The organism is Shewanella polaris, assembly GCF_006385555.1.
Lineage (GTDB): Bacteria > Pseudomonadota > Gammaproteobacteria > Enterobacterales > Shewanellaceae > Shewanella > Shewanella polaris.
On the sequence record NZ_CP041036.1, the window covers coordinates 3,573,104 to 3,588,337 of the forward strand.

A 15,234-nucleotide genomic window follows, 5' to 3' on the forward strand; every position below is an offset into this window, starting at 1 on the left:
ACGCAGCCTAAAATAGATCATATTCTAATAAAGATTGGTATAAAGGTGTAACAATAATTAGCATACTTTGAGCAAACTAATGACTATGCGATAATCATGCCCATCAATTGTTGTTAATTAGGTCATCATGTCACAAGCCTTTCGTTATACTGCCGAATATGTATTGAATAAATCATATTTTGAAGAATGTTATCAGCAATCCATTAACCCCAACCCATCAGCAAAACGGTTTATTAAAACCGCCATTTTTGCACTTATTGGTTTAGTTATCTTACTACTTGATTCAATAAGCCAAGCGGCAATAAGCACTCAAGAAACCTATTACTTAGGCTACTTCTTCATTGGCCTGTCTGTGGTTGAGTTTTTAAGCATTCGCTTTAATAAAACCTGGTGGTTATGGCGTCAAATGATGAGTAAAGCGGCAGGTGAAGAGGTAAAGCTGACCATAGATGATAAGGGTATCAGCAGCCAATCACTCCATGTTAATCAACATATTTTGTGGACTGATGTTTATCGCATCACCGAAACCGATAGCGGTTTTTTACTCCAGTTACAAAAAACCACTACCTATTTATCTAAACGTTGTTTAACGAAAAGCGTTATCGATTTTATAAATCAGCAACACATAACACAATAACGCGTTATCGTTACGCTAACGCAGCAGCCACTCGTTGTTGAATATCACTGAGTAATTCGGTTTCAAACCAGCGATTACGACTAAGCCAAATATTATTAAGCGGGCTGGGGTGTGGCAGGGGAATAAAACGCGGCCCAAACGTATGCCATTGATGCACCGTTTCGGTTAATGTTTTAGGTTTATTGGGTAAATAATATTGTTGTGCATATTGCCCCACCAGCAGCACCAACTCTACGTTAACTAACTGTTGTAACAATAAGTTATGCCATTTAGGTGCGCATTCTTTCCTTGGTGGTAAATCACCCGACTTACCCTTTTTAGTTCCTGTTGCGCCAGCTTGATAACTGCCAGGGAAACAAAAACCCATCGGCATTATAGCCACTTGTTTGGCATCGTAAAAAACCTCTCTTGTGACACCTAACCACTGTCGTAACCTGTCACCACTTGCATCGTCAAACGGTATCCCCGACATATGCACTTTACGTCCAGGCGCCTGGCCGATAATTAATATCTTTGCTTGAGGATCAATTTGCACAATGGGCCGCACACCATCAACTAATTCTGCAGCGCAAATTTGGCAATTTCTAACTTGGGTGAGTAAAGAGTCAAAATCTTGCATCGTTTTACCTTTTTAGACAAACCTTGTTTAGTGGGTAAATGAGTAAATTACAAACTATCTTATCAATCTAGTTGTTTTGTGTTCATTAAAAAACACTCAACAGAACAGGAAAGCACCTTACTTTACAACACTAATATTCTACTTGATATCTGTGACTAAATGATAAAAATACTACTAATAACTCTATCTAACGGAACTAAGCTAAAGTAATATTTGTCCAACTAACTAGTCAAAATAACAAAGTTCTCCCAAGAAGGAACAACCATGCCATCAACTATTATCACCCGCATTACATTTGCAACATTACTGGCCAGTGCTTCGGTAGTTAGTTTTACAGCATCTGCCCTACCGCAAGCCCCTGAGAAGGATGTCGCATCATTAAAACAAGCCTGTCAGCAAATCGCGGTAGAAGATCAATTACCAGAAAGCGAAGTCGGCGCATTTTTATTGGATTGCGTTAACGACCAATTAACTGAAATGGGTTATCAACGTATTACTAGCCTAGATTAATGCAACAATAACGTAATTGATTTCAAATAAAAAAAACGCCATTAAGGCGTTTTTTTTATTTGAAGTAGAAACGGAATTAAAACGCTTGGCAAAAAATCCCTAGCGATGCCCCTATAGCCACAAACCAAGACAACGAACGCAATGTGCCGTAATTTAATAAATACATGACATGATAAACCACTCTCGCGACCACATGCACTATGGCTAAAAGCGCGACAACATCGGTAACATTGTTAGTCACTAACGCCGTTAATACTGCAACCCCAAATACAATTAATGACTCAAACGCATTTTGATGTCCAGCCACTGCACGCGCACCAAATCCGGTTAATAGCCCTTGTTGTGCTCGCGGGTGGTTATTGTCATATCGACCCAATTTTGCCATTGCCACCGCAACAGGTACTTTTGCCGCATAAGGCAATAATACTGCAATGAATAAACAAACAAGTATTGTCTGCATAATTTTTCCTTATATTTTTTTATCGTGTTTAACCTGACCTTTGATTATCGAAAAACGATAAATAGCCAGTTAAACCTCATCGCTTGAACGCCCTAGTAATCTCAACTAACATCATTTTATTTATCTTACTTATTCATTTCTTTCGTCTTATAAATCAATTGTAAGTTAACACTTATACAACATTTTAGTGACTAGACTACACTTTATGTTGAAAGATATTGAGCCCCACCACGGTCAATACTAATAACTCCTAACAAGTGTGATAGCTGCAGCAAATCAATCTTGTGACGAGTAACAAGAATAAGCAGTAAAAATAATAATCAACATTGTAAGGAATACATCATGAATACCAAAGCACAAACTAGCCTAACAGGCGCAGCACTCGCATTAGCTATGGCCAGTTTATCAGGTCAGGCAATGGCGGCCGAAACAAGTACAGCTCCTATGGCTGCTGGCGAAACAGATTTAGTTCATTGTTACGGCGTTAATACCTGTAAAGGCCATAACGATTGTAAAACAGCTGACAATGCCTGTGGCGGTCAAGCGAGCTGTAAAGGCACAGGTTTTGTTGGCATGCCATCAAAAGCTTGTGCAGATGTGGGCGGCACGCAAAAAGATGATTGGGTTGGTAAAGTCACTAAAGCAGACCTAGTACATTGTTACGGCGTTAACATCTGTAAAGGCCATAACGATTGTAAAGGTGCTGATAATGCTTGTGGCGGAATGGCAAGCTGTAAAGGCACTGGCTTTGTGAACACTACAGCTAAATCTTGTGGTGACATTGGCGGTAACGTTAGTTAGTAATCAATAAAACTCATAAGGTTGATGGCTTTCTCACTCTGTGACTTGAACGTCATCAGCCTTTTTATTCATTACCAATTTGTTCGCAATAACAAGGTACACCATGCCAAATACACGTATTACAGAAGACTTTCTTGGATTTGGTTTAGGCTTACGAACTGACCATTTTGAACATATTTTACAGCACCAGCCAGATATTGACTGGTTTGAAGTGCTATCTGAAAACTACTTAGTCGCTGGCGGTAAACCCCGATATTATTTAGAAGCCATTGCCGAGCAATATCCTGTTGTAATGCATGGCGTATCGATGTCGATAGGCAGTACCGATCCTTTAGACATGGATTACTTAAAAGCCCTTAAAAAGCTCAGTAACGACATTCAACCTAAATGGATATCTGATCATATTTGCTGGACCTCAATTCACGGCGTCAATAGCCATGACTTACTGCCACTGCCTTATACCGAAGAAACCGTTAACCATGTCGCTGAGCGAGTGCGTATTGTGCAGGACTTTTTAGGTAGACGAATTTTGCTAGAAAACGTATCGAGTTATTTGTCATATCAAGACTCGACCATGGACGAATGGGATTTTTTAAGCCAAGTGGCTGAGGCTGCAGATTGCTTGATATTACTCGACATTAATAACATTTATGTCAGCGCCCGTAATCATCATTTTAATCCGTTGGATTACCTTAAAAAAATCGACCCTCGCCGGGTACAACAGTTTCACTTAGCGGGTCATAGCGACTTTGGTGATTATGTCATTGATACCCACGACCATGACGTGCCACCTTCGGTTTGGACACTTTACCAAGCTGCACTAGAGCGCTTTGGCACTGTTAGCACCATGATTGAACGTGACGCGAATATTCCTGAGTTCCCCGCGTTATATAATGAATTACTCGAAGCGAAACACATTGCCCAGTTAACGCTACCCGATGACCCAGCCCTAGCACGCTCACAATTTGGCACACCTTCACTTGATGACTTAGGCAAGTTTATCAGCGCTAATCACGCTTCACCGCAAAAAGTCAGGGCATAAACATGAGTCGTTTAGCTGAAATTCAACAGCAATTTATGCAGTATTTACTGTCTGATGGTTCGGATACACAGCACGGACAAATTCAGTCGGTAATGAAAGCGAATGTGTCTGAACAAGCGGGGATCAGCGCCGATGATCGCCTACAAATTTATGCCAACGCTTACCGAATTCGATTAAAAGAAACCATTGAAACCGACCACCAGCTGCTGGGGTTGTATTTAGGTGACGATTTATTCGATAAAATGGCGGCCGACTATACCCGTCAATTTCCATCAAACAATAAGTCACTGCGCCAGTTTTGTGATGGTTTACCGGAATTTTTACAACAAGACGCGTTTTTTAAACAACATCCGATTATTGCCGATTTCGCACGATTCGAGCGCCGGTTACTCAATGCATTTGATGCAGCAGATTGTGCCCGTGCGAGCTTTAATGACTTACAGGCCATTTCACCTGAATTATGGCCCAATTGCTGTTTACGCTTTCATCCCAGCGTACAAATATTCACTTGCAACAGTAATGCAGTCGAAGCTTGGCAAGCATTGAAAATAGACACAGCACCACCTGCACCGGACTATGAATCGCCTAGGGCATGGTTATTATGGAGGGGAGAGTCGCGGTTAACAGAATTTGTATCATTAACGACAGAACAACATGCCTTATTACTTGGGTTTATTCAGGGCAACAACTTTGCCACCCAGTGCGAACAAATGTTGCAATGGCACGACGAGCAATCAGCACCAATGATGGTGCTGCAAACCATGCAAACCTGGTTTCAACGCGGCTTAATTCGAGCGGTAGTAAGTAGCTAATTTACGTTAACTCATTTCTGGACGTGCTTGATAACTACCTTCTCGTCGTCCCAACAGTGCTTTTGAGCCGGGATCTAGGTGTTTGTACTTTTGTGCTTTTGTACTTATTTACTTATGGCCTGCGGCCACTAACGTCGTGGCGCTTCGCCCACACCAGACCAAGAGGAAACCAACGGCTGTTCCCTCTTTATTTTCTATAAAAGAATAGGCCCAGCCACCACATCAAAATTATCCCATTTGATTTAAATAATAGAAGCGATAATTTCGCGACGTGGTTGAATCCAGCTTTTAACTTCGTCAGTGTGTTCTTCGGCCCATCTTATTAGTAAAGAGTGAAAATGCTAACGCTTCAGATGGGGCGTCCCTTCCCCTCTAAAGCTAGCTCGCCATCCATGGCTAGCTCACGTATTCTTTTATAAAGTGTCTTCAACGGCCTCAAGTTCAGAGTTGAATTTAGGCATTTCAAGCTGATGCATCTAACTCATTTATGGACAGAAATGAGTTAATAACGAGCACTGTAAAAAGCGGGAAATAGTTGGCTAAAACTTGCAAGGAACAAGCACAAGTTAACTACTTGTCTTAATAGCCTTTATTAAATTTTTTGGATCGTTTGTACCCAGACAAACCGTTGTGCCATCTTTAAGTTTTAATTCAACAGCTGTTAGACCAGAAACATTATATAACCATCCAGTTGAGGTTAACCGAATTCCAAGCCCATAGTACCATTTTGTTCTTATCTCTTGTGCCGACTCAATTTCAGATATCTTTATTGATTTATTCCAAAATTTTGGACCAAAAAACCATTTTATCTCTCCATCTTCAACTTTGATTGTTAATGCTGAAAAAAGAATTGAAACCAAACCTACAATTAAATAAGCAAATCTAATCGATTCGGTAGGTTTAGTTACCGAAGCAAAGATAAGCACTAATGTTACAACTCCCATAACTGAAAGCATCGCGATTCCAAGTTGAGTGTTTTTATACTGCATGACAAGCTCCTTTTACAGTTAACGTTTTAGTATTTATGCGTTGCGCTGTTTGCGATGCATAAATCGCTTGTTGGACTTGGGCGATGCCGCATCCATATTAATCGGTATGTTTTATGCTACAGGAATTTATTTTTTGCGGTAGTGGTACTTTGTACAACCTTTAGGCTAATTATCTGTTCTGATTACACCTTTTAAGGTGGGATTGATGATGTTTAATATTTTTCATTGATCGATTATTGCCTTGCACCTGATATACCTTACTGACACGGAATGGGGCATAAACGTGTCAGATATACTGACTTTAAAAGGGACAAATTCAACTCTGAACTTGAGGCCGTTGAAGAAAATAGCGTGAGCCTGACAGGACGTCAGGCTAGCTTTCGGTGGCCATGGATGGCCTATCGGAAGCGGTAGCATTTTCGAATAAGGCTGAAGCCGTTACCCAATAAATTCAAAAGCTGGATCTACCCCATTGCGACCTTTTCGCTGTTTGAAAATGTTGCGGGGCGGCTGGGAGATCCAAGAGGGAACAGCCGTTGGTTTCCTCTTGGTCTGGTGTGGGTGAAGCGCCACGACGTTAGTGGCCGCAGGCCATATTTGAAAAACGCTTTAAGGCTTCAACTCTCTTTTGGAAAATATAACTCGAAACAATCAGACTTTATTCATCATTAGTCAGTATTAGCCCTGCTGTACAGGCAACCAGACTTTGACACTTAAGCCGCCTTGTGGGCGGTTTTGCATACTAATACGGCCACCGTGAGCTTCAATAATCTCACGACATAATGGCAAACCAATGCCAGTACCAGATTGTTTAGTCGAATAAAACGGTAACAAGGCTTGCGACAATACTTCACTAGACATCCCGCTACCTTGGTCTTCTACTTTAACGAATAACCCGTTAACTGGATGAGTCACGTCCTCAAACATTAACGACACTGTGTCTGCCGCCGCGCCAGACTCATGGGCATTTTTAAGCAGATTGATAAAGACTTGTTCTAATTGCACTGCATCGAGTTTGATTGGATTAATCGGTAAAGGTGACAACAGGTTAAATGGGTATTGCTGTGCTAGTTGTTGGGTCATCTTAGTCCAATCAATCAAGGCTTTTTGTGGCAACGGCAATTTAGCAAACTGGGCATAATGAGAGATAAACTGACTCAGGTGTGTGGTGCGATTTTCGATGGTATCAAAAATCAAATGCAGCTTGCTGTTGTCTAAATGCTGAGTTAAAAACTTACCTGAGTTGACCATAGATGCGATGGGTGCGACGGAGTTATTAAGCTCATGACTAATAATTCGAATCACTTTTTTCCATACCGCGACTTCCTGGCGATTAAGTTCTTTGGTGAGCTGTTTAAGCAAAATTAAATGGTGCTGCTGATTATTTTGAGTAAATCGTCCCCGAGATATATGCCAGGTTTCAATGTCGTTACTATCAGCATTATCATCAAGATCACCACCAGCACTATCGCTGCTCCCCATCGAAAACAACCCTTCTTGCTCGCTGTTTAACGCAGCTTTTAGCGCATCGGGTAACATCACGACAAGATCAGGTAACAACATGCCTTCTATTTTGACACCCCGATTAAACAAATGCCGCGCAGCGCTATTGGCGTAAATTACCCGCTCGGAATCATCAATTAATAGCATGACATTAGGCGTGTTTTGAATCACCTTATCGAGCATTAACTCGCGCTGATAAATAAACTGGCGCTCACTGCGCAGTTTTGCCGATGCTTGGTTGTATAAGCTCACTAATCTATCAAGCTGTGGCTCACCGTAGGGATGCAGCGACACACTAAAATCGTTATCTTTAAAATTCAGCAAGCCAATTTCAAGCGCTTGCAGGCTTTCACTCAATCGCCTTGTTAGCCACATACTGAAAAAATAACACACAGCCAACATCACAATAATAGCCAGCCATAAGGAGTCCGCGCCCAATGTAAACCAGACAACAGCCCCTGCCATAGCCCCGGCAAGGCAACTCAACATGGTACCTAATAACAATTTAGTGCGCAGTGACAACATCATGATTTGCTATCTCGGATACCGTATTTTTCCATACGGCGATATAAGGCTTGTCGACTTAACCCAAACGATTTTGCGACTCTAGCAATCACGCCATTGTATTGTGTCAGTGCTTGCTCGATTTGAAGCTTATCGGGCTCAAATGTGACAACTGTGTCTTCGGTGTCTGACGAGGTTTTAGGCTGATGTTGAGATTGATCTTGGGTTTGAGGTTGAGCAATTATCTGCAAGGGTTTATCGGCTACCCCCCCTAACGTCATTAAACCAAAATCATTAATGCTCAGTTGAGTGGATTGTGTCAGTAGCACCGCCCGTTTACAGGCATTTTCTAGTTCGCGCACGTTACCCGACCAACAATGATTAACCAGCGCCAGTTGGGTGGTTTTATCTAGGCTAAAGCTGTCACCAATAAAATGTTTCACCAACGGTAAAATATCGTCTTGGCGCTGATTTAACGGCGGTATGGTCAGTTCAATCACATTCAAACGATAGAATAAATCTTCACGAAAACGCCCATGGGCAATGTCATCAGCTAAATCGGCATTGGTTGCGCTAATGACTCGCACATTCACTTTGCGGGTTTGATGGCTGCCTAAACGTTCAAATTCACCCGTTTGCAGCACGCGCAATAACTTTACTTGGCCAGACAATGGCAAATTGCCAATTTCATCTAAAAATAATGTGCCACCGTCGGCGGCTTCAAAACGACCCATACGGGTCTTGTTGGCGCCAGTGAATGCACCTGCTTCTGCGCCAAACAGTTCGGCTTCTAATAAATCCATTGGTAGAGCGCCAATGTTAACCTTAATAAACGGTTGGTCTTTTAATGGCGAGTTGGCCTGCAAAATGTCGGCGATTTTGTCTTTACCTGCGCCATTGGGCCCCGTGATCATCACAGATACGTCAGAACGGGCAACTTGCAACGCTAAATCGACACAGCGCTGCATGGCGCCGCTACCAAACACTAAGCCGCATAAGTCGGCGCCATTAATGGCTGACATGCGATCACTGTGAATACGGTTTAACTGGCTATTTTGTTGAGAAAGTCGATAGATAGACAATAAGTTACTAATACTGTTGAGCAACTTAGCGTCGTCCCACGGTTTACCCATGTAATCGGCCGCACCCGCTTTAACCAACTCGACAGCCGTTTCTAATTGAGTCCAAGCCGTCATCAAAATAATTGGTAGATTGGGCTGCAACTGACGTAACGCATAAAACAGCTGCTTGCCCTCCTCTCCCGATGTAGTGTCACGGCTAAAGTTCATGTCTTGGATAACTAAGCTGATCTCTTTGTTAGTGACAATATCAATTGCCGCTTCGGGTGAATGACAAAAAATAGCATGATAATCATGCAGCTCAATCATTAACGCTAGCGCTTGGCAAATGGCATGGTTGTCATCAACAATTAAAATATTATCCATTAGAGTATATTTGAATCCAATTAGGTTATTGCTATACAAAAATATGTTTACACAATAAACATTTACTAACAAAAGTTTATTTATACAATGAACATTTACTGACAAAAATAAAATTAACAATAGCATGACAGAAGTCGTCATTGTCACACTATTGTTAAGCGCTAACGCCGCATTTAAGCAGATTACACACTGCGGGTGGCCATAGCAGGTGAAATATTAGCCGCTTTAGTCGCTGGCACTATTACCGCTAGCGTTGTCACAACCAGCAAACCAATAACAGACACAATCGGATAAATCACTGGCACCATAGGCAAGCTATACAGTGACATTAATTGTTGACCGAGCACTAATGCCAACATGCCGCCAATCACGCCACCCACAATACATATCAAGTAGTTTTCGACCATAAAGTATTGAATGATGTCACGCTTATTGGCACCTAGCGCACGACGAGTGCCTATTTGTTTGGTGCGACGTTGAATATTAAACATCACCATACCGGTTAATCCCAACGCAGTAATTAACAGCAATAACACCACCATAATACTCAACACAGTCGCCATTAAACGGTGGTTACTGTAGGTTAGGTTTTTAATCGAGGTGAGTGTTTGAAAATTCTCCACAACACGATTTGGATTTTCTGCATGCAAGGCTTTACGAATGACTTCTTCTAACCCAGAAATATGTTCAGGCAATGCCCGCACCATGTATGATTTATTACTGCTACTGCCACCAAAATCGATATTTTGAATCACGCTATATTCAAAGTTTTCGTGGTCAACCCAAGCACCTTGCAGCTTATCAACTACGCCTATAATGGTCACCGCTTGCTCACCTTGATATACGGTTTTCCCTAATGGCGACTCATCGCCCCAAAAGGCTTTGGCCAAGGGTTGCGACACTAATGCCAGCATGCCGCTATCATCTAGGCTGGTATTAATTTCATCGGCGGTAAAGTTGCGCCCAGCAATGAGTTTAGCGCCCATCACATTCAATAAATGCTCGTTACCTAAATAAAAGGCAAAACCAGGGGTACTTTTGGCCGCATCCTCATCAGGGCTGTCCACATAACGATCCATCCAACCACTGTCGCTTAATGGCAGCATATTGCTATAACTGGCATCGATGACATTGGGCAGCGAACGCAAAATTTGCTGGTCGACTTGGTTTTGTTTCATGTTGTCGATAGCGGGATCAAAGTTATACACGTTAAAGGTGAGTATTTGGTCTTCGGCATAGCCCGACTCTCGTTGCATTAATGACAAACGTTCATTAATGATAAAGCTGGCATTAGCCACAATCGCAACAGATAGAATAATTTGTAATAACAATAGAATAGGCGCACTTTTACTGCGCATTAAACTAGATAAAATCGGTTTAATATGTAACATGGCAATGTCCTTTTTAACCTTAACTGGAGTTATTGGGCTTTTAAATACACGCTAGGTTTAGTTCGGCACACTACCCATGCTGGATATATGCCTGCTAATACCGCGGTAGAAATAGCAATGATGGGAGTAATAAACCACATACTGGCATCAAGCCCTGTTACATTCTGGTCGACACTAAAATAGGCGTTTAGCGCAGCTAACGACCCCCAAGCCCATAGCAAACCAATCACACCACCAAAAAAGCCAATCATGCCTACCTCGACCATGTACTGGCTAAAAATTTGTCCTCGGCTAGCGCCAATAGCACGGCGAACACCCACTTCAGGTGCGCGTTTTAAAAACTTGGTGAGTAAAAGCCCAAGAATATTGACCAAGCACACGCTTAAAAACAGCAAGCTTAAACCGACAAGAATCTTGTTGTCTTTGGGTACCACATTGTTGTCTTCAAGCCATTTATCAATGTCGCTAATTTGCACTAACTCAGCAGGTGTTTTGGCTGTATCGGTAAAACGACCTATGGTTCGTTGTTGCTCAGCATAACGTGTTAACCAGCCTAAAAAGCTTTGTTTCTGCTCATCGGTGTTAAGTTCAGTCCAAAATTGAATCCACACTTTTTCAGATGTTAATCTGTCGTTATACGTCAGCATGGTTTCGAACTTCCAACCACTGGTGTTACCCCACACATCAAATTCTTCTTGGCCTGTTAACGAGAACGGAATGAATATTTCTTCAGCATCATTAAAGGCACCATTAAGTGGGTCGTAGTATTTAGGTTGCGGATTCCAGTCTTCAATCACTCCAACAATTTGGTAAGGTTTGCGGTCTAAAAACAGTGTTTTACCTACGCTGTTTTTACCTTCAAAAAAGCGTAAGTTTAATTTTTGACTAATCACCACTTGATAGGCTGGTCGTAAATCAACACTGGCATCCCAGTAACTACCATAAAGAAATGGCACCGAAAAAATCCGAAAAAAGTCTCTGTCGGTGACCCGAACACTGTTTAACACAGGTTCTATTTTAGGGTCATCAGACTGCATGGCTAAGCCGGTACGATAAGACGCCGCTTTTAACCCCAAATCACTGTTGTTGCGTAAATTCATTGCATCAATGTAAGTAATGCTTGAACTAAACTCATCCCAGGTATCTAAACCTTGGCTCCACAACTGCACTGAATTAATCACCTCACTGCGATCACCTGCTGGGTTATAAGACATGGTTTTATAAACATTGAGCGTAGTGATAGTAATGCCGATCCCAATCGAAATTGCTAACACCATTAACATCGATAACATCGGCGTTTTTCGGATACTTCGCCACGCTAAATCGCAATAGTAAAAAAACATAGTGTTCCCCTTAGCGAGTGCCGGTAGCAGCAGGTTGGTACATCGAAAAATCACATACTTGACCATCAACAATTTGAATATTGCGCTGGGCCCGACGAGCTAATTCAGGGTCGTGGGTCACCATAATAATGGTGGTGCCCTTTTGATTGATATTTTCAAGTAATTCCATCACTTGGCGCGCCATTAAACTGTCTAAGTTACCGGTAGGTTCATCGGCTAATAAAAACCGTGGCTCGCCTGCTAATGCACGCGCAATGGCGACACGTTGCTGCTGTCCGCCAGACAATTGCGTCGGTAAATGCTTCATCCGTGCACCTAGGCCGACCTGTTCTAATGCTGACTCGACTCGGCGCTTACGCTCACTGGCATTCATACCGCGATAACGCAATGGCACTTCAACATTTTCGGCCAAGTTAAGGTCGGGAATAAGGTTGAATCCCTGAAAAATAAAGCCAATTTTTTCATTGCGGACTTTAGCGCTTTTGTTGTCACTTAAATTCGACACATTGACGCCATCAAGGCTGAACTCACCAGAGGTAAAGCCTTCGAGCAAACCCGCAATATTCAAAAAGGTGGTTTTACCTGAACCAGACGGTCCCGTAACCGCGACAAACTCGCCTTCACTCACTTCAAGGTTAAAGTCGCGTAGCGCATGGGTTTCAACTAAGTCAGTTTTGAATACTTTACTGATATTTTTCATGGATAACATAATGGCTTCCTAGGTTAATTCGGTTGTCGCATTCCGGTGCTTAAGGCTGGGAATGTAAATTCTGCTAATATGAATACGGCTTTGCTAAATACGGTCGTGTAAAATAATTTATTGTTAAATGCTGTGTTATTAAATGCTGTGCTGTTTAATACTTTTTTGTTGTCATTAATACAGCTAAAACAGCAGCTTAATCTTGAGCATGTCGCTAATATCAATATGCAAACTAACAGTCGGATTGATGTCACTTAACCGAGTCGATACTTGGCTGCTTATATCAATTAATTGCAAACTGACCGATAACCAATCGGTCTGATTATCAATGCGATAACTCACAGCCATCGCGAGAATAAATAACGCGCCTAGCGCGATAAGCTGTCTACGTTGAATAAAAGTCATAGAATGTCCTTACTCAGTTAAATGTTTGGTTATTTTCTTAGTTATTGATTTAGCTATCGATTTAGCTATCGATTTAGCTATCGATTTAGTTATCGGATTTGAATTGTTGGATCATTTTTAAAGGTTTCGGTACCGGATATCACCCATACGTCACCAGCTTCACCACCGTCTATCACTTCAACTTGGCTCATACTGCGTGCGCCCAATTTAACGGCTTTTTTATGAGCGACAGCGTTATTCACTTGATACGCTACTTCGCCGCCCATATTGAGAAAATCACCACGTTTCACTATCAATACATTGGGTCTGTTTTCCAGTAATACTCGGGCAGACAAACGCTGATTTTGGCGTAACGATAAAGTGTTACTGTCAGCAAAACGCACTCGGGCGGTCACTTCACGATTGCGGACTTCAGGTGAAATTGAAGACAACTGGCCAACCACATTCACGTTGCCAAAACTCAACTCGACATCCATCCCTAATCCCAGCTCATCGGCATAAGACTCTGGCACAGCTAACTCGGCCTCAAAGGCACTTAAATCGACCACAGTTAATATTGGCTGACTGGCGGCAATACGGGCTTTTTGTTCCACCAGCCAGTTACCAATAATGCCGCTAACGGGTGCGATAATGCTCAAGGCATTGGCTTGACGGGTTAACTCTCTTACGACTAAAGCTTGGCGTTGTACTTCAAGAGTACGGTTTTTAATTTCAAAACTGAGGGTGTCGCGCATAAGCTCAACTTCTTGTTGGGCATGCTTATGCAATAATTTGGCTTTATGTAAATCATCTTTGCTTTTTTCATAATCGATTATGCTGATCAAACTGGACTCAATCAGTTGATCGCCACGACGACTTTCACGATCAGCGGCTTCTAAATCCACTTTCGCCATGTCTAAAACCTGGCTAACGCGCAATTGCTCTCGGCGGGCATCTAACTTGGCACGCTCTAAATTTCCTTGCATACCTTCAAGCATCGACTGCTGTTGTTGCAATTCACTTTGTAAACGTGGGCTTTCAATTTTGGCTACCACTTGCCCCAGTTCCACTTCATCGCCAGGCTGACTTAATAGCGTCACCACACCTTCTTCCGTGCTATATAAAATGGGCGCATTGGCCGCCACAATTTTACCGGTAGTGGCAATATCTCGAACCAAAGTGCCACGGGTTAAGGTTGCCAAACGTAAATCTGCACCATCAACCGAACGTTGATTACTGTCATGACTTAAACTCGCCCACACCAATGCGCTCATCAATATGGCACCGCAACCTATCATCAAGGGTAAGCGCAATTTACGACCTAACTTAGGCGCAATAACGGTATCTTGGCTACTTGTGTCTTTAATCATCTCAGGTCCTTAGGTAACGCGCTGACCGCACCCACCTCTTTACATTTATACCAAGATAAAGCACAAGCCATGCCAATAGTTATTTATTGTTATTTTTCATGATGATAATAATTTTAAAAGATAACCGAACACCCTAAAAGTGTCCGCGGACAGCGTTAAAAACTGTCCGGTTATTGAGAAAGTGTCCGAGCGGACACTTTTAAAGAGAGTTTGAAATAGGTGTGATAAGAGCGACTTAATCGAAATGTTAAAAATAGATAGAGGGATACTGATTTACTTTACTAAGAAACCCGTTCAACCTGGTTTGACGCCAAAAATAAGTAAATGACAAATAGCTAAAACAAGCATCTCCAAAAACTACAGTTATTTGGCTTTTTGATTAGCTTGTATTTTATTTAACTCTTGAGACAAAATGCTTTCCATTGTGTCGTTTTGCGGTAATTGTTTTTCAAGTATATCGACTAGCTCATTATATTTTGGCGAACCACCTAATTGTGGTAACAAAATGGTCAGAAAAACCAATGGGATTGCCACATAGGTAAACTCATCACCAGACAACGAGCCAAAAAGCATAGCCAATAACATACCGACCAAAATAGCGAATAACACTGGCTGGAACAGTTTACTTTTGTTTCGTGATTTAATGGCAGCTTTAACAACTGCAACTTCTTTTTGAGTCATATCCATTATCAAATACCCATAAAAAATAATGTTTTAGTATTTA

At 41.9% G+C, this 15,234-nt stretch carries 16 protein-coding genes; 5 read left to right on the forward strand and 11 right to left on the reverse strand.

All coding sequences use genetic code 11. The features are described from left to right. Nucleotides 1-127: 127 nt before the first annotated feature. Nucleotides 128-637 carry a YcxB family protein gene (locus FH971_RS15480; protein ID WP_140234917.1) on the forward strand — a complete coding sequence of 170 codons (510 nt, stop codon included), beginning with the start codon at nucleotides 128-130 and terminating at the stop codon, nucleotides 635-637. Nucleotides 638-647: 10 nt separating this feature from the next. On the opposite strand, the gene FH971_RS15485 is transcribed toward FH971_RS15480, so the two are convergent. After that, nucleotides 648-1,256: a uracil-DNA glycosylase family protein gene (locus tag FH971_RS15485; protein WP_140234918.1), complete on the reverse strand. Its 609-nt coding sequence runs from the start codon at nucleotides 1,254-1,256 to the stop codon at nucleotides 648-650. Nucleotides 1,257-1,520: 264 nt separating this feature from the next. On the opposite strand from FH971_RS15485, the gene FH971_RS15490 reads away from it, so the two are divergent. Continuing rightward, nucleotides 1,521-1,766, forward strand: coding sequence for a hypothetical protein (locus FH971_RS15490; RefSeq protein ID WP_240778353.1), 246 nt, complete (start codon nucleotides 1,521-1,523; stop codon nucleotides 1,764-1,766). A 76-nt stretch (nucleotides 1,767-1,842) separates the two neighbouring features. On the opposite strand, the gene FH971_RS15495 is transcribed toward FH971_RS15490, so the two are convergent. Then, nucleotides 1,843-2,226: an MAPEG family protein gene (locus FH971_RS15495; RefSeq protein WP_140234919.1), complete on the reverse strand. Its 384-nt coding sequence runs from the start codon at nucleotides 2,224-2,226 to the stop codon at nucleotides 1,843-1,845. Between the two features lie 342 nt (nucleotides 2,227-2,568). On the opposite strand from FH971_RS15495, the gene bufA2 reads away from it, so the two are divergent. The 3 genes from bufA2 (at nucleotide 2,569) to FH971_RS15510 (ending at nucleotide 4,881) form a co-directional block, all read left to right on the forward strand. Continuing rightward, nucleotides 2,569-3,027, forward strand: coding sequence for a BufA2 family periplasmic bufferin-type metallophore (gene bufA2, locus FH971_RS15500; protein WP_140234920.1), 459 nt, complete (start codon nucleotides 2,569-2,571; stop codon nucleotides 3,025-3,027). A 103-nt stretch (nucleotides 3,028-3,130) separates the two neighbouring features. Next, complete coding sequence (gene bufB, locus FH971_RS15505) at nucleotides 3,131-4,069, forward strand: MNIO family bufferin maturase (protein ID WP_140234921.1); 939 nt, start codon at nucleotides 3,131-3,133, stop codon at nucleotides 4,067-4,069. A gap of 2 nt (nucleotides 4,070-4,071) precedes the next feature. Further along, nucleotides 4,072-4,881, forward strand: coding sequence for an HvfC/BufC N-terminal domain-containing protein (locus tag FH971_RS15510; RefSeq protein WP_140234922.1), 810 nt, complete (start codon nucleotides 4,072-4,074; stop codon nucleotides 4,879-4,881). 566 nt (nucleotides 4,882-5,447) lie between these two features. Here FH971_RS15510 and FH971_RS15515 read toward each other — a convergent pair. The 9 genes from FH971_RS15515 to FH971_RS15555 form a co-directional block, all read right to left on the reverse strand. Then, complete coding sequence (locus FH971_RS15515; protein WP_140234923.1) at nucleotides 5,448-5,870, reverse strand: hypothetical protein; 423 nt, start codon at nucleotides 5,868-5,870, stop codon at nucleotides 5,448-5,450. A gap of 678 nt (nucleotides 5,871-6,548) precedes the next feature. Continuing rightward, nucleotides 6,549-7,898: an ATP-binding protein gene (locus FH971_RS15520; RefSeq protein ID WP_140235627.1), complete on the reverse strand. Its 1,350-nt coding sequence runs from the start codon at nucleotides 7,896-7,898 to the stop codon at nucleotides 6,549-6,551. After that, nucleotides 7,898-9,322, reverse strand: a complete 1,425-nt coding sequence (locus tag FH971_RS15525) for a sigma-54-dependent transcriptional regulator (protein WP_140234924.1) — start codon at nucleotides 9,320-9,322, stop codon at nucleotides 7,898-7,900. The genes FH971_RS15520 and FH971_RS15525 overlap by 1 nt, the downstream gene beginning before the upstream one ends. A gap of 182 nt (nucleotides 9,323-9,504) precedes the next feature. Next, the gene (locus FH971_RS15530; protein ID WP_137226100.1) at nucleotides 9,505-10,713 is read right to left on the reverse strand and encodes an FtsX-like permease family protein; all 1,209 of its coding nucleotides are present in this window, start codon (nucleotides 10,711-10,713) and stop codon (nucleotides 9,505-9,507) included. A gap of 29 nt (nucleotides 10,714-10,742) precedes the next feature. Continuing rightward, a complete protein-coding gene (locus FH971_RS15535; RefSeq protein WP_140234925.1) occupies nucleotides 10,743-12,056 on the reverse strand; it encodes an ABC transporter permease in 1,314 nt (437 codons plus the stop codon). Nucleotides 12,057-12,066: 10 nt separating this feature from the next. Next, complete coding sequence (locus FH971_RS15540; RefSeq protein WP_137226096.1) at nucleotides 12,067-12,765, reverse strand: ABC transporter ATP-binding protein; 699 nt, start codon at nucleotides 12,763-12,765, stop codon at nucleotides 12,067-12,069. Nucleotides 12,766-12,939: 174 nt separating this feature from the next. After that, entirely contained in the window at nucleotides 12,940-13,161 is a 222-nt protein-coding gene (locus FH971_RS15545) for a hypothetical protein (protein ID WP_137226094.1), read from the reverse strand. Between the two features lie 89 nt (nucleotides 13,162-13,250). Beyond that, complete coding sequence (locus tag FH971_RS15550; RefSeq protein WP_140234926.1) at nucleotides 13,251-14,510, reverse strand: efflux RND transporter periplasmic adaptor subunit; 1,260 nt, start codon at nucleotides 14,508-14,510, stop codon at nucleotides 13,251-13,253. Nucleotides 14,511-14,873: 363 nt separating this feature from the next. Then, nucleotides 14,874-15,197 carry a hypothetical protein gene (locus tag FH971_RS15555; protein ID WP_140234927.1) on the reverse strand — a complete coding sequence of 108 codons (324 nt, stop codon included), beginning with the start codon at nucleotides 15,195-15,197 and terminating at the stop codon, nucleotides 14,874-14,876. Nucleotides 15,198-15,234 lie beyond the last annotated feature (37 nt).